Origin of the sequence: Mycobacterium sp. 1274761.0, from assembly GCF_001668615.1 — a bacterium.
GTDB lineage: Bacteria > Actinomycetota > Actinomycetes > Mycobacteriales > Mycobacteriaceae > Mycobacterium.
Window position 1 is genome coordinate 1 of the sequence record NZ_LZMC01000062.1, and the last position, 19,869, is coordinate 19,869.

General features: G+C 64.4%; 20 protein-coding genes and 1 pseudogene. 12 read left to right on the forward strand and 9 right to left on the reverse strand.

The window, feature by feature from the left end; all coding sequences use genetic code 11:
* The 3 genes and pseudogenes from A5651_RS12440 to A5651_RS12450 all read right to left on the reverse strand — a co-directional run.
* Positions 1-260: pseudogene (locus A5651_RS12440) on the reverse strand (amidohydrolase); the annotation flags it as partial.
* Positions 253-687, reverse strand: a complete 435-nt coding sequence (locus tag A5651_RS12445; protein ID WP_066980533.1) for a Zn-ribbon domain-containing OB-fold protein — start codon at positions 685-687, stop codon at positions 253-255. The pseudogene A5651_RS12440 and the gene A5651_RS12445, both read right to left, overlap by 8 nt.
* Entirely contained in the window at positions 687-1,832 is a 1,146-nt protein-coding gene (locus tag A5651_RS12450; protein WP_066980536.1) for an acetyl-CoA acetyltransferase, read from the reverse strand. Before A5651_RS12450 ends, A5651_RS12445 begins: the two co-directional genes overlap by 1 nt.
* 76 nt (positions 1,833-1,908) lie before the next feature.
* Here A5651_RS12450 and A5651_RS12455 point away from each other — a divergent pair, with 76 nt between their 5' ends.
* From A5651_RS12455 to A5651_RS12470, 4 genes are read left to right on the forward strand one after another with little or no spacing between them, the layout of a single operon-like run.
* Complete coding sequence (locus tag A5651_RS12455; RefSeq protein ID WP_066980539.1) at positions 1,909-2,685, forward strand: HpcH/HpaI aldolase/citrate lyase family protein; 777 nt, start codon at positions 1,909-1,911, stop codon at positions 2,683-2,685.
* Between the two features lie 38 nt (positions 2,686-2,723).
* The gene (locus tag A5651_RS12460; RefSeq protein ID WP_066980542.1) at positions 2,724-3,839 is read left to right on the forward strand and encodes a TauD/TfdA family dioxygenase; all 1,116 of its coding nucleotides are present in this window, start codon (positions 2,724-2,726) and stop codon (positions 3,837-3,839) included.
* Complete coding sequence (locus tag A5651_RS12465) at positions 3,836-4,936, forward strand: hydroxyacid dehydrogenase (RefSeq protein WP_066980545.1); 1,101 nt, start codon at positions 3,836-3,838, stop codon at positions 4,934-4,936. The genes A5651_RS12460 and A5651_RS12465 overlap by 4 nt, the downstream gene beginning before the upstream one ends.
* Positions 4,933-5,757, forward strand: coding sequence for an enoyl-CoA hydratase/isomerase family protein (locus A5651_RS12470; RefSeq protein ID WP_066980548.1), 825 nt, complete (start codon positions 4,933-4,935; stop codon positions 5,755-5,757). The genes A5651_RS12465 and A5651_RS12470 overlap by 4 nt, the downstream gene beginning before the upstream one ends.
* A gap of 78 nt (positions 5,758-5,835) precedes the next feature.
* On the opposite strand, the gene A5651_RS12475 is transcribed toward A5651_RS12470, so the two are convergent.
* Positions 5,836-7,023 carry an amidohydrolase family protein gene (locus tag A5651_RS12475; protein WP_066980550.1) on the reverse strand — a complete coding sequence of 396 codons (1,188 nt, stop codon included), beginning with the start codon at positions 7,021-7,023 and terminating at the stop codon, positions 5,836-5,838.
* 194 nt (positions 7,024-7,217) lie between these two features.
* Between A5651_RS12475 and A5651_RS12480 the strand changes: the two genes are divergently transcribed.
* Entirely contained in the window at positions 7,218-8,009 is a 792-nt protein-coding gene (locus A5651_RS12480) for a TetR/AcrR family transcriptional regulator (protein WP_066980553.1), read from the forward strand.
* On the opposite strand, the gene A5651_RS12485 is transcribed toward A5651_RS12480, so the two are convergent.
* Positions 7,998-9,179 carry an acyl-CoA dehydrogenase family protein gene (locus A5651_RS12485; RefSeq protein WP_231988671.1) on the reverse strand — a complete coding sequence of 394 codons (1,182 nt, stop codon included), beginning with the start codon at positions 9,177-9,179 and terminating at the stop codon, positions 7,998-8,000. The genes A5651_RS12480 and A5651_RS12485 overlap by 12 nt on opposite strands.
* A gap of 80 nt (positions 9,180-9,259) precedes the next feature.
* On the opposite strand from A5651_RS12485, the gene A5651_RS12490 reads away from it, so the two are divergent.
* On the forward strand, positions 9,260-10,276 hold the full coding sequence (locus tag A5651_RS12490) for an acyl-CoA dehydrogenase family protein (RefSeq protein ID WP_066980559.1): 1,017 nt from the start codon (positions 9,260-9,262) through the stop codon (positions 10,274-10,276).
* Here A5651_RS12490 and A5651_RS12495 read toward each other — a convergent pair.
* Together A5651_RS12495 and A5651_RS12500 are read right to left on the reverse strand one after the other, a co-directional pair.
* Positions 10,255-10,671 (reverse strand): PaaI family thioesterase, encoded by a 417-nt coding sequence (locus A5651_RS12495; protein ID WP_066981148.1) that lies wholly within the window; start codon positions 10,669-10,671, stop codon positions 10,255-10,257. The two genes, A5651_RS12490 and A5651_RS12495, sit on opposite strands and share 22 nt — an antisense overlap.
* Positions 10,672-10,688: 17 nt before the next feature.
* A complete protein-coding gene (locus A5651_RS12500; RefSeq protein WP_066980562.1) occupies positions 10,689-11,597 on the reverse strand; it encodes an enoyl-CoA hydratase in 909 nt (302 codons plus the stop codon).
* A 126-nt stretch (positions 11,598-11,723) separates the two neighbouring features.
* On the opposite strand from A5651_RS12500, the gene A5651_RS12505 reads away from it, so the two are divergent.
* Genes A5651_RS12505 through fadD4 form a run of 3 tightly spaced genes read left to right on the forward strand, consistent with a single transcriptional unit; the run spans position 11,724 to position 14,949 of the window.
* The gene (locus A5651_RS12505) at positions 11,724-12,809 is read left to right on the forward strand and encodes a dihydrodipicolinate reductase (RefSeq protein WP_066981152.1); all 1,086 of its coding nucleotides are present in this window, start codon (positions 11,724-11,726) and stop codon (positions 12,807-12,809) included.
* Positions 12,806-13,441, forward strand: coding sequence for a nitroreductase family protein (locus A5651_RS12510; RefSeq protein WP_231988672.1), 636 nt, complete (start codon positions 12,806-12,808; stop codon positions 13,439-13,441). Before A5651_RS12505 ends, A5651_RS12510 begins: the two co-directional genes overlap by 4 nt.
* On the forward strand, positions 13,438-14,949 hold the full coding sequence (gene fadD4 / locus A5651_RS12515; RefSeq protein ID WP_066980565.1) for a fatty-acid--CoA ligase FadD4: 1,512 nt from the start codon (positions 13,438-13,440) through the stop codon (positions 14,947-14,949). The genes A5651_RS12510 and fadD4 overlap by 4 nt, the downstream gene beginning before the upstream one ends.
* On the opposite strand, the gene A5651_RS12520 is transcribed toward fadD4, so the two are convergent.
* Complete coding sequence (locus A5651_RS12520) at positions 14,929-16,416, reverse strand: NAD(P)/FAD-dependent oxidoreductase (protein ID WP_066980568.1); 1,488 nt, start codon at positions 16,414-16,416, stop codon at positions 14,929-14,931. The genes fadD4 and A5651_RS12520 overlap by 21 nt on opposite strands.
* Positions 16,417-16,455: 39 nt before the next feature.
* Here A5651_RS12520 and A5651_RS12525 point away from each other — a divergent pair, with 39 nt between their 5' ends.
* From A5651_RS12525 to A5651_RS12535, 3 genes are read left to right on the forward strand one after another with little or no spacing between them, the layout of a single operon-like run.
* Positions 16,456-18,000, forward strand: coding sequence for an adenylate/guanylate cyclase domain-containing protein (locus A5651_RS12525; protein ID WP_066980571.1), 1,545 nt, complete (start codon positions 16,456-16,458; stop codon positions 17,998-18,000).
* Positions 17,997-18,947 carry a TIGR03619 family F420-dependent LLM class oxidoreductase gene (locus A5651_RS12530; RefSeq protein WP_066980574.1) on the forward strand — a complete coding sequence of 317 codons (951 nt, stop codon included), beginning with the start codon at positions 17,997-17,999 and terminating at the stop codon, positions 18,945-18,947. Before A5651_RS12525 ends, A5651_RS12530 begins: the two co-directional genes overlap by 4 nt.
* 3 nt (positions 18,948-18,950) lie before the next feature.
* A complete protein-coding gene (locus tag A5651_RS12535) occupies positions 18,951-19,331 on the forward strand; it encodes a nitroreductase family deazaflavin-dependent oxidoreductase (protein WP_066980578.1) in 381 nt (126 codons plus the stop codon).
* Positions 19,332-19,338: 7 nt separating this feature from the next.
* Here the strand turns inward: A5651_RS12535 and A5651_RS12540 are convergent, their stop codons facing one another.
* Positions 19,339-19,869, reverse strand: coding sequence for a YbaK/EbsC family protein (locus tag A5651_RS12540; RefSeq protein WP_066981158.1), 531 nt, complete (start codon positions 19,867-19,869; stop codon positions 19,339-19,341).

Below are 19,869 nucleotides of genomic sequence, written 5' to 3' on the forward strand. Positions count from 1 at the left end.
ACGTTGTAACAACCCGGCCGGATCTCATCGAGCCCCTGGGGCTCCAAACCGTATTCCTCCTTGGGCCGGCCCGCCACCGCGTTCAACGCGACGTTAGGGATCACCACATCGCGGAACTGCCAGGTGTCGCTGCCATCGGGGTTGTGCACCAGCCGCGGAGCGTCATCGAGATACTTCTTGGCCAGGTGATTGGTGAACATGTCAGGCGGCTCGACGATATGGTCATCGACACTGACCAGGATCATGTCTTTCTTATTCATGGGTTTCCTTCCGAGCGGTTTCTGTTGTGGGCGTGAAGACGGGGACGAGGAAGCCGTCGTCGTCTCGAAATGTGAGCGTGAGTTCCATGTCCGCTTTCAAGGCGTCGACCGGACAATTCTGTATTTCCGTCATGAGCCGCGGTCCTTCCTCGAGGTCGACCATCGCAACGATGTACGGGGTCCGATCAGCGAAAGGCGCTGTGTTCTGGTGGATCACCGTCCAGGTGTAGAGTCGGGCCCGGCCGCTGGCCTGGCTCAGCGCGACGTCGGGGCTCCAGCAATGGGGGCAGAACGGGCGCGCGTAGAGCGAGTTGCGTCGGCAGGATCCGCAGGCGTTGACCATCAGGCGGCGGTCTTGCACCGCGTCCCACCAGGCCGCACTGTCCAAGTCGATGGTCGGCTTGTCCGGGCCGGTCGGCACAGTCATCAGTTCGCACCCAGAACCATGGTGGCGCTGTGGGTGAAGAACCCGCCCATCGCGTGCACACAAGCAAGGCGAGCGTCGTCCACTTGGCGTGTTCCGCACTCGCCCCGGAGTTGGCGCACCGCCTCGACCATCAGGAACATCCCCCGCATGCCGGGATGGCAGGATGCCAGACCGCCCCCGTCGGTGTTGGTGGGCAGCGCTCCGCCCGGTCGCAGCACCCCCGACTCGATAAACGGTCCGCCTTCACCCTTGGCGCAGAAGCCCAGGTCCTCTACGGTCAGCAACACCGTCGAGGTAAACGAGTCGTAGAGCTGGCACACATCGATGTCGGCCGGGCTGACTCCGGCCCGGGCGAAGGCGCGAGGTCCCGACTGCGCCGCCGCTGTGGTGGTGAAGTCGTCCCATTCGCTCATGCTCACGTGCGAGGCCGCGTCGGCGGCACCCAGGATCCAGACCGGCTCCTTGGCGCAGTTCTTGGCCACCTTCTCGCTGGCGAGCACGACGGCTCCGCCCCCGTCGGTGCGCAGACAGACGTGTTTTGACGTAAACGGCTCGGCCAGCATCGGCGCGGCGGCGACATCGGCGGCGGTGATGCGTTCGCGCTCAAATGCTTTCTCGTTCATCGCAGCCCACTCATGCGCCGCCACCGCGACCTCAGCCAGTTGCTCCACCGTTGTGCCGTATTCGATCATGTGTCGCCGGGCCGCCATTGCGTACTTCGCGATCAGCGTTGCGCCGTAAGGGGCTTCGTACTGCATCGCGCCCGCGGTACTCATGGCGGCAGCTGACGTCCGCACTCGGCGCTTCACATCGGAACGGGCCGTCGATCCGTACGACAGGAGTACGACGTCGACGTCACCTCTCGCGATCGCGTCAGCAGCGTGGCGGGCCATGACCTCCCACGACGACCCGCCGACGTTGGTGGCGTCGACCCACGTCGGTCGAAGGCCGAGGTACTCGCTCACTTCGACGGGGGGCAGTAGAGCGCCGTGTCCGCCGAATCCGTCGATGTCGTCCTTGGTCAGGCCGGCGTCGGCGAGGGCACGTTGCGACGATTGAGCCATTAGGGCCACGGCGGTCTTGTCGGGCACCCGCCCGCAGTCGGACAAGGCCGCGCCGACGATCGCGACACGGTGCGCTGACATACGTCATGGTTACCACATCGATAATGGCGTTAACGACTTGATGGAATGAACGTTCTCAGTCAGTTACCGTAGGCGTGTGCAGGGATCGCTGCGGGAGGCGTTACGTGGTGACGGACTGGTGCTGTGCCTGGCGTTGATGAACGCGCGAACGCCTGACGTGCCTGCCATTGCAGCGGCCTGCGGGTACGACGCCGTCTATGTCGACCTCGAACACACATCGACCTCGTTGGAGACTGCGTCGATGCTGTGTGCAGGCGCAGTAGGCGCCGGCATATCGGGGCTGGTGCGGGTGCCGTCGCACGACCCCAGCGTCATCGCGCGCGTGCTGGACGGTGGTGCAGTGGGAGTCATTGTGCCGCATGTGAACTCGGTGGGTGAAGCCGATGCGATCGTCGACGCGACGCGTTTTCCGCCGCTGGGCCGTCGCTCGATTTCGGGTCCCAACGCGGTGAGCGGCTACGGGCAGCGGTCGGCGACCGATCTCACCGAGTTTCTCGACGCGCGCACCGTGGTGGCAGTGATGATCGAGACCCCTGAAGCGGTGGCCGACTGCGAGGGCATTTCGGCGGTGGCCGGGGTCGACATCGTCCTCATCGGCGCCAGCGACCTGACAGCCGAAATGGGTATTCATGGGCAGTATGAGAATGCTCATTTCCACCATGCAGTAGAATCGGTCGCAGCGGCTTGTCGCACCCACGGCGTGGCGCTGGGAATGGCCGGGATCAAGTCCCTTGACCTGCTCGAACGGTTCGTAGGCGAAGGTCTGCGATTCATTTCGGCAGGCACGGATGTCGGGATGATGACCGAGGCGGCCACCACCCGCGCACGCGCATTGCGGGGGCTCGAGCCGTAGCACCAAACGATAGCCTCTCCACCGAAACAGGAGGACGGATGCCCACCGCGATCTACACTGAACAAGTCACCGATCCGATGGCGTGGACGGGCGCCGACTTCACCAGCAAGGAAGATTTCGCGTTCGACCTGTCCTCCCGCAATGTTGCTGCGCTGGAATCGATTCTGGCGAAAACCGCTGGCAAGGACCGCGACGAGATCACACCAGAGGATGCGCGGCATCCGGATCTGGACGACGATTTGTCGCGGCTGTACCGGGACTTGATGTTCGGCAAGGGTTTGGCGTGCGTCCGCGGGTTTCCCGTCGAACAGCATTCGATCGAGGACCTCGAGCGCATCTACTGGGCGTTCTGCACCCATCTGGGATACCTGGTGTCGAACAACTCGTTCGGTCACCGGATGGTGCGGGTGCAGGAGGAGATCCTGCCCAACGGCGTGCAACCTGCCAGGGGCACCAAATCACGGGCCGAGCTCGCCATGCACAACGACGCCGCGGACATCTTGTCTCTGCTGTGCGTTTATCCGGCGGCGCAGGGCGGCGAGAGCCAGTTCGCCAGCGGCCCCGCGGCGCACAACCGCATACTGGCCGAACGGCCCGATCTGCTCGATGTGCTGTACCAGGGGTTCCCACATCACCGTCGCAGTGAGCAGCCCGATGATCAACCGGACGTCACGCCCTACGACGTGCCGGTTTTCTCGCAGATCGACGGACGCATCTGCATCAACTTCACGTACAGCAGCATCCTGCCCGCGATGAAGACCATCGGTCGCGAATTCACGCCGAAGGAGGAGGAAGCAGTCGAATTGCTGCGCACCATCCTCGTGGAACAGCAGGTCGAGTTCCGTCTGGAGTCGGGCGAAGCCGCCGTGGCCAACAACTTCGCGATGTGCCACTCGCGATCGGATTTCGTCAGCAGCAACGACCCCAAGAAGGCTCGTTGCTTCCTGCGCGCGTGGATGGAGGTGCCTCGCGAAGACCGGCGACTGCCGATCGGCCGGGAGTACTTCCACATGGAGAACAAGGATCTGCGGCTCGGGTACGACATCGTGGAGGGCAGAGACGGCGCCATTGCCCGCAACGACTACAAGAACGTCGACGCCGCCCTCGCCGACATGTTCAAGGCAGCCCAGGCAAAACCCAAGTTGAAGAAATGACCGCTGGCACCCGCCCGCGGTTGGTCTACGAACGCTGGACCGATCCGGTCGCCGGGGACATCCTCGAGGTCTCCGATATCGACGTCGTCAGGCTCGATCTGAATGCGTCGGACGAAGAGAACTGGGCGGCGTTGAAGTCGGCGCACGGGTATCAGGTCGCGACCCGTACCGACGTTGCTCGACATGCCGGCGGTGCACAGTGGCTCGCCGGCTCGGCGCTGGTGAAGCGCTGCGAGCAGCTTCTGGCCGTGTGTTCGGCCGGTGCCGGCTACGACGTGATCGACGTCGAAGCGTGCACGCGGGCCGGCGTCGCCGTATGCAACAACTCCGGACCCGGTGCTGAAGCCGTCGCCGAGCATGCACTGGGGTTCATGCTCGACCTCGCGAAGAAGATCACAGTGTCCGACCGCGTGCTGCGCGCCGGACCCCTAGCAGATCGACTGGTGCTGCGGGGAACTCAGCTGCTGGGCAAGACGCTCGGCGTCATCGGTCTCGGCGCCATCGGAGGCCGGCTCGTCGAGCTGTGCGCACCGTTTGGAATGGAAGTCTTGGTGTTCGACCCGTACCTGGACGAGGCGACTGCCAAGGCCCGCGATGTGCGGCTGGTCGGCCTGACCGAGTTGGTCGAGCAGGCGGACTTCGTTCAGGTCACCTGCCCGCTGACCGCCGAAACACGGGGCCTGATCGGGGCTGCCCAATTCGCGGCGATGAAGCCGACGGCCTTCTTCATCACGACGGCGCGGGGCCTGGTCCACGACGAGGGGGCGCTACTCGACGCGCTCGTCAGCGGAGACATTGCCGGTGCAGGTCTGGACGTCTTCCACGAAGAGCCGCCGCGCCCGGACAACCCGCTGCTGCATCTCGACAACGTCGTGGCCACACCACACACCGCGGGGATCACCGTCGAGGCGGCCCGCGACATCGCCATTGCCACCGCCACTCAATGGCAGACCATCTTCGACGGAGGCATGCCACCGCGGCTGTTGAACCCGGATGTCTGGCCGCGCTACTGCGAGCGGTTCAACGACATTCTCGGGTTCCGTCCAGACGCCACTTCAGAATCGCTGGGGTCGGAGAACAGGAGCCACGCGACGTGACGCATTTCGACACGATCGAGGTCGAGACGAGGGGTCACACCGCGTGCGTGACGCTCAACCGCCCCGAGGTGCTCAACGCGATCAACGACGAGATGATCGCCGAACTCACGGTTGCCTACGCAGAGATCGAACGCTCCCAGGACGTCTGGACGGTCATCATCACCGGGGCCGGCCGCGCACTCTGCGTCGGGGCGGACGTGAATAAAGCCGCAGACCACGACATGGAGAACGCGCCGGGTATCGACAACCAGGGAGAGCCGATTCTGAGCTCGATGCGACAGTGGGATGCGCCGCAGGAGGCGACGCCGCCATGGTTGCAGATGACGAAGCCGATCATCTGCGCGGTGAACGGAATCGCCTGCGGCGCCGGGATGGATCTCGTGACGACGGCCGATATCACCATCGCGTCCGAGCACGCGACTCTGATGGATCCGCACGTGAGTATCGGCGTGACGTCAGGCCGCGAAGGTGTGCGACTCGCGCGGATTCTGCCGCTACCTGTCGCGATGCGGCTGATCCTGATGGGCAAACACGAGCGACTCGACGCTCAGCGCGCCTACGATCTGGGCGTCTTCACCGAAGTCGTTGCGCATGACTCGCTGATGGACCGGGCGTGGGAGGTCGCCGATGTGGTGAACTCGAATGCGCCTCTGGCGGTGCGTGGTTCGCGCATGGCGGTGCGCAAGGGACTGACACTGCCGATCTACGAGGCCGAGCTGCTCGCAGAGAACTACCGAATGAAGGTCGCGCTGACCAAGGATGCGATCGAAGGCCCCCGCGCGTTTCTAGAGAAGCGCAAACCGGACTGGAAGGCGCTGTAGCTTCCAACCGCGAGCAGACGCAAACGCACACTCTCTACGGCGTGTCGCGATGCACTTGCGTCTGCTCGCGAGGAGAAGCTACGCCAGCCCGAAGAAGTCTTTGGCGTTGGTTGACAGCACCTTGCGCTTGGTCGCCTCGTCGAGCCCCTCGGTCGCCTTATTGGCGACGTCCATGCTGTGCGGCCAGTTGGTGTCGTTGTGCGGGTAGTCAGTTTCGAACATGAGCTGGTCCTCGCCGACGAGGTCGAGAATGCGGAAGGCGACCGGGTCGCCGAACGTCGAGAACCACACGCGACCCGGCACCTGGGTGCTCGGCGGCTCGGTCAGCAGAGGGTGTATGCCGCCCCAGGCGCGCCGGTCCTCCCAAACCTCGTCCACGCGCTGCAGGTAGTAGGGAATCCAACCGGCCTGCGCCTCCGCGAACGCAATCTTGAGCTTCGGAAACTGCTTGAGCTTGGCGGAGAACAACCAGTCCACGAGCGCGATGGTGCAGTTGACCGCCATCAGCGCGCTGGTGACGACGTGCGGAGAGTCGGGCGAGGACTTGGTGAGCGACGAACTGGACCCGATGTGCAACATGATGCCGACGTCGTTGCGCTCACAGGCGGCGAAGAACGGATCCCAATAGCCGCTGTGAATCGACGGTAGGTCGAGGCGAGCCGGTAGTTCAGAGAAGCACACGGCAGGCATCCCCTTGGCTGCCACCCGATCTACTTCTTTGACGGCCAGATCGACATCCCAAAGCGGAATGATGCCAAGCGGAATCAGCCTGCCGTTGGAATCGCCGCCCCACTCGTCGATCTGGAAGTCGTTGTAGGCCTGCACACAGAGCAGCGCGAGGTCCTTGTCCTTGCCGTGCAGGAAGCGTTGGCCGCAGAAGCGGACGAGGGTATTCGGGAAACACGCCGACGCTTCGATCCCGGCGATGTCCATGTCCGCGAGCCGATCCGCGGGACGGTAGCAACCGGGTCGCATCTCGTCGTAGGTGATCGGATCGGTGGTCAGCTCGTCGATCTCGTAGCCGGCGGCCGCACTGATGAGCGGAATGGGGATTATCGAATCCTCGTAATGCCAGATGTCGGCCTCGCGACCACCTTCGTCGTCGACGAACGCAACGTCGGACGTCACCGACGGGTCCATCCGCCCGCGATGCCGGACAATGCGCGGTCCGACGTCCCGGTAGCGCTCGGGCAGCCTGCTGGTCCACAGATCGGCCGGTTCTACAAGGTGGTCGTCCGGCGAAACGATCAGGATGTCTGCACTCAACGCTGCACTCCTTCGAAGACGACTGTCACATCATCTATGTAGAACTTGAATTCCCGCTAGCGAGAATGGCCGTTTCCAGAGTAGCGCATTGCCGTGTGTCGGTGCGCGTCGGTGCTGCGGACGCCGAGCATGTCAACATACGCGCGTAGGTAGGTCCGACGGCGCAGGCGAAGAACGCGTATTCTCAGTCCATCATGACTGCCAAAAAGCGCGCCGGACAAGAACCCAACGCCGAGCTCGAGCTCGTCGAAGCCGAACTTGAGATGCCCACCAGCTGGCAGGAGCGCACGATCGAGCGGCGGCTCAGCCAGGCGCGGGCACGCGCATTGGCGCGCAGCTCGAGGTTCCTGGCCACCGCGCTCGAGCTGGTCGAGGAGTCCGGACGGGCAGACTTCACGATCCAGACGCTGATCGACCGGTCCAACCTGAGCCTGCGCGCGTTCTACCAACACTTCGCGGGCAAGGAAGAACTCTTGTTGGCGCTTTACGAGAACGCCACAAGCCAGTTCATCGAGGCCATCCGGCACGAGGTCGCCGCCGCGGACGGTCCGATGGCACAGCTCGAAGCGTTCTGTCGCGGGTTTCTCTCTCGCGCCGAGTCATCCGAGGCCATTGGCGGCCGGGTCATGACGATCTACAACTTGAGTCTGGAGATCGAACGACCGGCCGATTTCGCCAAGATCTGGGAGCCGCACCAGAAGCTGCTCACCAAGATCCTCACCTCGTGTTCACGGGCAGGGCTTGTCCGCAAGGACATGACACCGGCCCAGCTGACCACGCTACTCAATTCGACTCTCATCGCACTGGCCCAGATCGGTGTGTTCCACTTGGGCGTTAAGGGCGCCGAGCTCACCGAGGACCAATTGTGGGCGTGGTGTCTGCAGGCGCTCACCCCGCCGGCCGGCCCCACCAAGACGAAGGCGGTCGCCGCCAAGGCCGCCCCGAAGAAGGCTGCCCCGCGCAAGCCGCGCAAGCTAACGGGGTAGGCCCAACCCGCGCTGGGCGATGATCGAGCGCTGCACCTCACTGGTGCCCGCGTAGATGGTGGTTCCCAGCGAGAAGCGCATGAGGTGTTCGAAGCGGCCCTGCTCGGGCGCCCTCGGCTCGAAGTAGCTTCGCACAGCGTCGGGCCCGACGAGCTCGACGATGTCCTGGCTGGCGCGCACCAGCGCCTCGGTGCTGAACACCTTGGACATGGGCCCCTCCGCCACCGGCACCCGACCCTCGGAGATCATCCAGACGCATCGGCGTTGCAGCAGTCGCGAAACCTCGTCTTCCATTGCGACTCTGGCGATTCGACGCCGGGTATCAGTTTTAGTGAGTTGAGGCGATCCGTCGTCGGACGGGGTCTTCATGGCCCACCGCTCGGCGTGGTGCAGCAGGCGGGTGATGTGTGGGCCCCACCCGGACGCGTGCTCGTCCTGCAGCGACAGTCCGAGCACCTGCCAGCCGCCGTCGACATCGCCGACGCGCCACTCGTCACCGATGCGGACATCGCTGTAGAAAGTGATGTTCGTCCGCTCACCAGAGAGCGTCCCCACCGCCTGCGCGTCGAACCCGTCCGAGTCGAGCGGAACGAGGAACATCGTGAGGCCCTTGTGCTTGGGTTTGTCGGGATCCGTACGGGCCAGCAGGAACACATAATCGGCGATGTGCCCGTTGGTGGTGAACATCTTGGAGCCGTTGATGACCCATTGATCGCCGTCGCGCACCGCTCGCGTCGATGCCGCCGCCACGTCGGAGCCGCATTCGGGCTCGGTGAAACCGAGGGCGATGGTGAGGTCACCTTTCATGGCGCCCGGAAGGATCCGGTCCTGCATCATCTGCGTGCCGACGGTGCGGATGATGGAGGCCACCATGCGTGTGGTCTCGGACAGATACACCGGGGCGTCGGCGCGCATGAGTTCCTCTTGCAGCACCTGCTCGTCCCACGGGGTGCGGTTCTGCCCGCCGAACTCCGCAGGCCAGCCCGGTGCGAAATAGCCCGCGTCGACGAGTCCCTTCGCGAAGTCGTCGTCGTGAGCGACGCCACTGCGGTAAATCCGCTCCTCGACATCATCTGTCAGGACCGAGGCGAGATGCTCTCGCACGCCGTCACGAAACGCCTCGGTGTCGGCGTCGAGCTGAAAGTGCATGGTTGCGAACCAATCTGTCACCGGGCCCGGCGGACCGCGCGGATGAAAATGTTACTCTCAATAATGAGAGTAACCATATCCGCACGTGATCGGACTCGATAGTGGACTTGAGCCTGTCCGGCGAGCAGCGACAGCTCGTCGAATCTTTCTCGGCGATCTATGGGCGCGAGTCGACATCGGAACGGGTGCGCGCTGCGGAGCCGTCGGGGTTCGATCCCAAGCTCTGGGCTGTGTTGCTATCAACCGGCGCCGTGGAGATGGCCGTCGCCGAGGTCGCCGGTGGCTGGGGCGCAACAGAACTCGAGCTGACGTTGATCGCCGAACAGTACGGTCGGGCGGTCGCGTCCGCGCCTGTCATCGAGGCGCAGGTTGGGGCCAAGTTGCTCAGCGCATGCGGGCAACCGGGTGCAGACCTGCTGGCTGACGTGCTGGCGGGCGACGCGCTCGTCACCTTCACCCCGCGCCCGGCTCGCGGCGATGTGCTCCACGTCGTCCCGGCCGGCGCGGTCGCAGACGTTGTGGTCGCATTCGTCGATGAGGTGGTGGTCGCGGTCCCGGTGGGCGATGATCGTTACGTCATCGACAATCTCGGCTCTCTTCCGCTGGCGGATATTCAAGTGCGCGACGCCGTGGTCCTCGCCGACGGCAACGGTGGCCGACTCCTCTACTCCGCCGCCGTGGACCTGTGGCTGACCTTGACCGCGGCGGCCCTCGCCGGGGCGGCGCGCAAGGCTGTCGAGTTGGGTGTCGAGTACGCCAAGCAACGGCACGCGTTCGGAACTTCCATCGGCTCTTTTCAGGCGGTGTCACATCCGTTGGCGGACAGCGCTACTGCGGTCGACGGTGCCCAGCTGCTGGCCTTCGAGGCGGCGTGTGCGTTCGCCGATGAGCCGGCCCGCGTCACGGAGTTGGCGGCGATGGCTTTCGCCTTCGCCTACGAGACCGCGCGCGACGCCACGAGCCGCAGTCTGCACATTCACGGCGGCTATGGATTCGGCATGGAGGGCGATATCCAGCTGTACTACCGCAGGGTTCGTGGGTGGGCGATGGTCTTCGGCGACGCGGGGGTCGCGCTGGACCGCGTCGCCGATGCCCGTTATGGAACTGTCGCCGGCTGATCGGGCTCGCGCGGTGGGAGTATCGCGAAGCTCAGCGTCGCCCGCGCGGCAATGCGGCTGCGGCCCATGTCTGAAACGTCGACGGCGACCACGATCATCCGCTTTCCCGCGCGAACCAAGGTGGCGGTCGCGCGCGCGGGTCCCTCGACGATCGGTGCGAGGAAGTGAATCGACATGTCAGCGGTGCCTGCGCCCGCGCCCTCGCCGGCGTACTTGACGGCGAGTCGTCCGCCCGCCACGTCGATGAGCGTCGCGACCAAACCGCCCTGGATCGCACCCCGCAGGTTCACCAGATCAGGTCGGTTATGCAGGTCGACGACGACGGTGTCGTCGGTGTCCGTCACGTCATAGAACGGCAACTGGGCGAACAAGTGCCCTGGCAGGGTCACATCCATGGGTTGTGGCTCGGCTGTCATGCGTCCGCCCGCACTTGGTCTTTGACAGACAGCACGATGGGGGGAGCAGTGCGCCAGTTGGGGACCCCCTGCTCTTCGCCCGCGGTCGCGCGCTTGTCTTCGCGCACCCCCACCCAGTGCGAGTGATTCAACTGGTGCAGCGTGAAGCAGGACTGCAGCGCGTTGTAGAAGCCCATGTTGTCGACGGATTGGTTGACCGACTCCTTGATAAGCAGGGCGGCCATGGTCGGGACTTCGGCGATGCGGCGTGCCATGTCGATTGTGCGATCGGCCAACTCATCTCGTGTGAAGATCTTGCTGACCATGCCGAGCCGGTAGGCCTCCTCGATGCCGATGGCATCGCCGGTCAACATCAACTCCTTGGTGCGGCGCGGCCCGAACTCCCACGGGTGGCCGAAGTACTCCATGCCGCACATTCCCAACCGTGTGCCGACGACGTCTGCGAAGCGAACCTCCTCGCTGCCGACGATCAGGTCGCAGGCCCAGATGAGCATGAGCCCCGCGGAGAACACGTCGCCGTGCACTTGCGCAATGGTGATCTTGCGCAGGTTGCGCCACCGCAGGTTGTTCTGGAAGAAGTAGTGCCATTCCTGCAGCATGATCTTCTCGGCGCCCTCGCGGGTGCCGCCGTTGATTGCGGCTGTTGGGTGCTGATCCGGGCCGGGGGTGAACTCCGCACGGGCCTGTTTGGACCCGATATCGTGGCCCGAGGAGAACATCGGTCCCTCGCCGGCGAGGATCACCACGCGGACGGTGTCATCGGCCTCTGCCCTGCCGAACGCGTCGTCCAGTTCGACTAGCATGCCGCGGTTCTGCGCGTTGCGCTGCTCAGGCCTGTTGAGCGAGATGCGGACGATCGTCCCGTCGTCGAACGTCTCCCATTTCAGGAACTGGTAGTCGGTCATCTTGGCCTCCGCGGATCTTCTGAATCGGCAATGGTGTTATCAATAACTGAGAAGGTATGTTCTCACAGTGGTCGGGCGTGATCGGCTGGGAAGGTGCACATGACAGACGGCCAACATATCCCGCGGGTGATCCTCTGGGGACCCGGGCAGGTCGGCGTCGGTGCCCTGCGTGCCCTGATAGCTCATCCTGGTCTCGAACTGACCGGTGTGGTGGTGTATTCCGAGGCCAAGGAAGGCAAGGATGCGGGGGACCTCTGCGGTATGCCCTCCACAGGCGTGATCGCCAGCCGGGACATCGATGCGGCGCTCACGTCGGATGCCGACGTCGTGGCCTACTTCGCCTCCGGTGACTATCGGTACCGCGAAGCCGCCGAGGACATCGCGCGCTGTTTGCGGGCAGGCAAGGACGTCGTCTGTACCTCCCTGGTGCCGATGTGCTACCCGCCGGCGGCCGATAAGGAGACCGTCGATCTCATCGCCGCGGCGTGCAAGGAGGGCGGTAGCAGCTTCTTCAACAGTGGCGTCGACCCCGGGTGGGCGAACGATGTCATCGCGCTGACCATGACCGGTTTCAGCAGTCGAGTCGACAGCATCACCATGCTGGAGATCTTGGACTACGGCCCGATCAATCAGCCGGACATCATGTTCGACTTCATGGGGTTCGGTCATCCACCCGATCATCCGGCGCCGCTGTTCGATACCGAGCGGCTCGCCGCGCTGTGGGCGCCGACCGTCCACCTCGTGGCCGACGGCGTCGGGGTGCCGCTGGATCGCGTCGAGACGACGATCGAAAAGTGGCTGGCGCCAGAGCGATACGAGGTCGCATCCGGCTGGGTGGAGCCGGGCACCATGGGTGGAATGCGGTTCAAGCTCGCCGGCATCCTGGACGACGAAGAACGCGTCGTCCTCGAGCACGTCACCAGGATGGGTGAAGGGTCGGCCCCGGACTGGCCGCGGCACCCTTCTCCGCACGGTGGCTACCGGGTGATCGTGGACGGGTTGCCGACCTACACCGTCGACATCGAGATGCACGGGCGCGGAAGCAACATGCGCGGCCTAACGTACGCGACGGTCATGCGTGAGCTGAACGCCATACCCGCCGTGATGGCCGCGCCCCCGGGACTGTTGTCCACCCTCGACCTTCCCCTCGTCACCGGTCCAGTCCGCGGGGGGACTTGGCGCGGCGTGCTTCCGTCGACGGCCGTGTCATGACACTCGATGTCATCGAAGCGATGCGTACGTCGTCTGCTGTGCGCCGTTATCGCGACGAACCGGTTCCCGATGAGGTGTTACAGCGGTGCCTACTTGCCGCGACGTGGGCGCCGTCGGGCGGCAATCAGCAGCCATGGCGGCTCATCGTGTTGCGATCACCTGAAATCCGCAACGTGGTCACCGCCGCAGCGCAGAAGACCTGGAAGGTCATGGCCGACTTCTACAAATTTCAGCCGCCCGCCGATGACGCCACCGACCCGAAATCGCGAGTGCTGCGTGCGATGGCAGAACACATGAATGTCGGCGGCGACGCTCCGGTCTGCGTTCTGTTCTGCGTGCAACCGCAACGCGGGGCGAGCGATCTCCAGAACGGCGGATCCATCTTCCCCGCGGTGCAGAACTTCCTTCTAGCAGCGCGCGCGCAGGGATTGGGTGCGGCGATCACTCTTTGGCACGACGCGTGCGACGAAGAGTTGCGCGCCCTGATCGGGATACCAGACGATTGGCGGATCGCTACCTTGGTGACTGCGGGCTGGCCGAGGGGCAAACATCACCCGGTGCGTCGCAAGCCCCTAGCCGAAATCGCGGTGGTCGACCGCTGGGACAACCCCTGGGCAGCCGACGACGCATGACCGCGAAACCCGCCGTGATACTTCATCCTTCCGGCAAGGTCGTGGCGTTCGAAGACCTCAATGCCCGCGCCAACCGCCTCGCGCACTTTCTCGGCCGTGCCGGACTCGAGCCGGGGGACACCGTCGCGATCCTGATGGAGAACAACGAACACATCCACGAGGCAATGTGGGCGGCTCGGCGGAGCGGGCTGTACTACACGATGATCAACATCCACCTGTCTGTCTCCGAGGTGGCCTACATCGTTTCCGACAGCGGCGCCCACGCCCTCATCTCGTCGCGGGCCATGCGGGCCATCTGCGAACGACTTCCCGGCGTTCTGGCCGACGATATGCCGCCCCTCAAGTTGATCGCCGACGACCGGCTGGAGGGATGGCAGAGCTATCCTGAATGCGTACTCGGTGAACCAACGGATCCGATCCCTGACGACCGTGACGGACAGCTGCTGCAGTACTCGGCGGGTAGCACGGGACGGCCGAAAGGTATACGCAGACCGCTCAGTCCGGCTGGCGCTGGCACCAAGCTGACGACGCCGGTGTTCGAAGCACTCGGCGTCACAACCCGTTCCGTGTATCTGAGCCCGACACCTACTTACCACACCGCACCTGCGATGTGGACGATGGCGGCCCAGGCGGTAGGCGCAACCGTCGTCATGATGGAACGGTTCGATCCCGAGCAGGCGTTACAGTGCATCGAGCGCTACGGCGTCACCCATGCGCAGTTCGTTCCCACGATGTTCGTGAAGATGTTGCGGCTGCCGAACGCGGTGCGGCAGCGTTACGACCTGTCGAGCCTTCAGAGGGTCGTCCATGCAGCGGCGCCGTGTCCGCCTGCCATCAAACGCCAGATGATCGACTGGTGGGGCCCGATCGTCGACGAGTATTACGGCTCGTCGGAAGGGGCGGGGATCTCATTCATCCGAGCGGAGCAGTGGCTCGAGCACCCGGGTTCGGTCGGGAAGCCGATGTTGGGCGTACCGCATATCCTCGATGACCGCGGAGTCGAATTACCCGCGGGTGAGGTCGGCGAGATCTATTACGAGGGCGGGTATCCCTTCGAATATCACAACGATGCAGCCAAGACTGCGCAGTCGCGCACATCTGAAGGCTGGGTCACCGTCGGCGACGTTGGCTATGTGGACGGGGACGGATACCTCTACCTCACCGACCGTCGCAATCACATGATCATCTCCGGCGGTGTGAACATCTATCCGCAAGAGGTCGAGAACGAGCTGGTTGCGCATCCCCTCATCGTCGACGCGGCGGTAGTCGGTGTTCCAGATGACGTGATGGGTCAGTCGGTGATCGCAGTGGTGCAGCTCACCGATTTCATGCTGGCCTCCGGCGAACTCGCCGACGAGTTGATTGCGTGGCTACGGAATCGCCTGGCGCACTACAAGTGTCCGCGCGCCGTGTATTTCGAAAAGCAGCTACCTCGGACTGACGCCGGAAAACTCTATAAGCGGACGCTTGTGGAGCGATACGCCCGCTCAACCGGTTCTCATAAGTGACCAGTATTTCTGCTCCCGCTCGGTCCACTCGTTCGACGTGATCGCGCCGAAAGTCGCGGCGTCGCGACCGAATCGGACCGCAGCGTCGGCAAGTGCGTCGCGCCCCTGTAGCCGGAAGCAGCTCGGCGCCAGGGGACCGAACAACAGAGCGCGGCGCAGATCCGGCCAGGATTCCAGGTCCGGCTCGATACCGGAAGCTCTCGCAAACATCAACGCCACCAGGTTCATTCGCGTCTTCTGTGTCATGCCGCGTCGGGCGCGGTAGGCGTCGATAGCCTCCCGTTGTTCGTTTAGACTGGGCTGCGGGATCACACCCGACCAGGTGTAAGCAATCCAGCGCGCCTGAAGTTCCAGCGGCACAAAGTATCCGCCCGACTGGTCCCACATGCCGACGAACGCCAGACCAGGCAAATCCGGGTGAAAGGTGTAGCGGTAAGCATCGAGATGCACCGCGTCGAGCCCCAGTATGGAGCGGATGTCGTCGCTGAGGAACGGCAGGTGCAGCGTGAAGCCCGTGCCGAACAGGATCCCGTCGAAGCGGTCGGCGGACCCGTCGGCGAAGGTCACGATGTTTCTGTCAACGCCAGTTAGCCACGGCCGCACTGTGATTCGGCCCTCCGCAACCAGCGGCAGGTAGTGCTGCGCGAGTGTGATGCCCGCCGCGAACAGTGAGGGATCCGGTGCGGGTGCACCGTACTGCTCGGGGCTGCCACCCGCCTCCACCACGATCTCTTTGAGTTGTCGGTCGACCTCCCGCGGAGGTAGGCATTCGTCTGCCAAAACGCCGTACCGTGTGAAGATGCGGGAGTCCGACGGCACACCGGCGGCGAACTTCGGCAGGACGTAGCGCTGCCGCCGTTGGGTGAGGGTGACTGTCGCGCCGAGTTGTGCCAATTCCGAGGCGATTTCGAGTGCGCTGATCGCGCCGCCTGCGACGAGCACCCGTCTGCCGAGATACGGCGACGGGTCCCGGTATCGATAGGTGGACGTGACTCCCGCCGAGCCGGTGAACGTGTCGAGCCCGGCAATCGCAGGCAGATATGGCGATTGAAACCTGCCGCTGGCCACCACTACGCGTTCGAAACGTTCGGTCGAGCCGGAATGCCCAACGAGCCATCGGCCGTCGCTTCGGCTCAATAGATCGACCTGGGTGCCGAGACGGATGCGCGAGGTCAGGCCGAAGGTGTCGGCGTAGCGATGCAGGTAGGCGAGGATCTCGCGGTTGGACGGGAAGACAGCGTCGGTTTCGGGCTCCAGATCGCTGAAGGACGTGAGAATCCGGCTGGTGTTGGTGTGCATTGTGGGCCACACGCCGCTGATGCCATCCAGACCCGTCCATTGGCCGCCGAGCGTCTGGCCCTGCTCGAAGATCGTCGGCTCGAAGCCTTCGGACAACAGCCACCGCGCCGCCACCAACCCTCCGGGACCGGCTCCGATGACCGCAACGTCGTTACGGCTTCCCGTCATCTCCGAACTTTGGCACAGGAGTCAATTACGCTCAATGACGTGCCCGAAACGTCGTACGCGCCGTGCGGTGACCTGAGCCTGGCGTATCAGGTATTCGGCGACGGGCCCATCGAGCTGGTCTGGGCAGGCTCCTTCGCCAGCCATGTCGAGCTGTATTGGTCGATGCCCGAATTCGGCTCGCTGATGGAGAAGTTGAGCGCTTTTGCTCGCATTCTGCTGTTCGACAAGGCCGGCGTGGGCTTGTCGGACCCGGTGCCGGGGGTCCGCACCCTTGATGATCGCGCCGCCGAAATCGAGGCGGTCATGGATGCGGCGGGGTTCGAGCGAGCCGCGCTGCTCGGGGTGAGCGAAGGCGGACCTGCTGCCATTTTGTTTGCCGCGACGCGGCCGGAGCGGACCCGGGCGCTGATCCTCACAGGGACGACTGCTTATCACCCCGCCGTCGGCTGGGACGACATGGAGGCCGATCCGGCCGAACTCCGAGAGCGCGCTGTGAATGAGCTCGGTGAGAATTACGCGCCGTCAACCGAACAGATCGAACGGACTCAGAAGTTCGGTCGCGCAGTCGTGTCCTCATGGGGCAGTGGCGAGGCAGCCAGGTGCCTTCTGTCCTCGGTGCCGTCGACACGCCTTCTGGGTATGTTGGAGCGGATGAGTGCCAGCCCCGGAATGGCGCGGGTGGCACTCGAGGCGACATTTCGGATCGACGTCAGGCCGATCCTGTCCTCGATCAAGGTGCCTACTCTGGTGGTCCACGCCCGCGACGACCCGGGTGTCCCGGTGCAGTTCGGGCGCTACCTCGCCGACCATATTCCGGTGGCTACGATGGTCGAGCTCGACGGCGCCGACCACGCGCCCTGGTTTACCGAGCCGGACCGGATCGCCGCGGAGATCGAAAAGCTGCTTACCGGATCCCACGCTGTGCCGGTGCAGTCGCACCGGGCGCTGCGGACCGTGCTGTTCACCGACATCGTCGCGTCGACCGAACGGGCGGCAGCAACCGGGGATGAACGGTGGCGTGCGCTGCTTCAGCGCTTTGGTGAGGTCACCGAAGAGGCCACGGGTCGCTTCGGTGGCACCGTGGTCAAGAGCACCGGCGACGGCCACCTTGTGACATTCGAGGGCCCGACCCAGGCCATCCGGTGCGCGGAGACGTTGCGCGACGACGCGGAAAAGCTCGGCATCGCGATCCGCGTCGGCATACACACTGGCGAGTGTGAGCTGATGGTCGACGACATCGGCGGAATCGCCGTACACATCGCGGCCCGCATCCTCGGACAGGCAGATGCGAACGAGATCTTGGTATCCCGCACCGTTCGCGACCTCGTCGTCGGTTCAGGGACCGGCTTCGACGACCGCGGCGTCGTCGAACTGCGCGGTGTGCCGGGACGTTGGCAGTTATTGGCGGTCGATCGTCATGGTGCGCAAGCTGGTTCTGCCGAGGCGGAACTCACCTCAGTTGCCACCCCCGGACCTCGCAGCGGCATGCGTCGCGCCGATCGCGCCGTCGCGGTGATGGCCAGGCGGACACCATGGATACTTCGTGGCATGTCCCGAGTTGTTCCGGCAAGACCGGCGCCATGACGCGTAGTTCCACGCTCTCGCTGTACCTCCGCACATTCAGCGACGAGCCGACCACCGAGTGGAATTCGACGCTGCAACTGGCTCGCGCCATGGACGAGGCCGGCGTAGACCGCGTCGTCGTGTCGGATCACCTCGTATTCGGCGAGAATCTCGATGCCTACGCGGATCCGTCCATCGGCGGCACCGCCGGCGGACGTCAGCCGACGGGACCCGACGGGATCTGGCTCGAGCCGTTGATATTCCTGACCGCGGTGGCCGCCACCACGTCGCACATACGGCTAGGAACCGCTGTGCTGCTCGCCGCGCTGAGACGACCGGCCGTACTCGCCAAACAGCTGACCACTTTGGATGTGCTTTCGGGCGGACGCGTCGATCTCGGTGTCGGCGTCGGCTGGCAACGCGAAGAGTACGAGGCCGTCGGTTTGTCGTTCGAGGATCGGGGACGGCTGCTGGACCACACGTTGGAGGTCTGCCGCGCGCTGTGGACCGAACAGCGCGCCGAGTACGCCTCGCCCGAACTGACCTTCGACGGAATCCACCAAATGCCGAAACCCGTTCAACCGGGCGGAATACCGATCTGGATCAGCGGCACCGTGAACAAGCGCGTCGCTCGCCGGCTGAGCGCCTTCGGCACCCGGTGGATCCCGTGGGGGCCGGCGATCACCAACCTCGAGGAATCGATTCCAGCGATGCGTCAGGCCATCGCCGACGCGGGAGGTGACCCAAGCGGGCTGCAGGTACAGGGCACCGCGGTGCTGAAGAAGGGCGCTGACAGCGCCATCGACGTGGAAGCGTCGCTTGCTCCTGCGGCCAGACAACTCGCCGCCGGGGCCACCGACATTCGACTGGGCGGATGGCTGCCGCAGCAGCCCGAGCAGGCGGTTGAACAGCTTTCGAAGCTGGTCAACGCCTTCCGTGCCATCGCAGTCTCGGGCCCAGGGAGGTAGTCGATGCGGGTTCCTCGCGCGGTAGCGCGCTTCAATCGTCGGATCACCAATCCGCTCGCGGTGGCATTCGGCGGATGGGCGCCGACGGTTGGCTATGTCGAGCATGTCGGGCGTAAGTCGGGGAAGCGGTATCGCACGCCGTTAAACATCTTCGACACCGACGACGGGTACGTGATCCTGATTGGGTACGGGACCGAATCTCATTGGGTGAAGAACGTTTTGGCGCAGGGATCGGCGACGGTTCATAAGCACGGTAAGACCGTGCCGGTCACCGAGCCCCACATAGTGAGCAAGGCCGAAGCCGCGCCGCTCGTGACGTCGGCCAAGCTCCTGTACCGGCTGCACCCGTACAACGAGGCAGCGCTGGTGGTGACCGCCGGCTAGAAAAAAATTAGGCCTTGGTGAGGGCCAGCACCTCGGCACCAGGCAGGCCGACCAGCGCGTCCCCCGAGGCGAGCAGCTTCGAGCCCCGGATTCCGCTGCCGATGATGAGCTGCTGCTGATCCGCGACGTTCTCGTCGACCAGAATCGGCCACCCGTCGGGAAGCCCGATCGGGGTGATGCCGCCGTATTCCATCCCGGTCAGCGACACGGCCGTATCCATGGATGCGAACGAGATCTTGCGCGCATCAACGTGTTTGCGCACAATGCCGTTGATGTCGGCGCGCGTGGTCGCCAACACCATGCATGCCACGTGCCAGACCCGGTCGGCACGCTTGGCCTCGGCGACCACGCAGTTTGCCGAGATATCCAGCCCGGCGTCGTAGTGCTCACAGAACGCCTGGGTGTCAGCGAGATCCGGGTCGATCTCGCTGACCCACAGGCCGTCCCCGCCGCATCGCTCGATGTACTGGCGGACGGGTTCACCGACCAGCTCCAACGCCTCGACGACCGGAACGAACACAAGCTTTCCCAGCTGCAC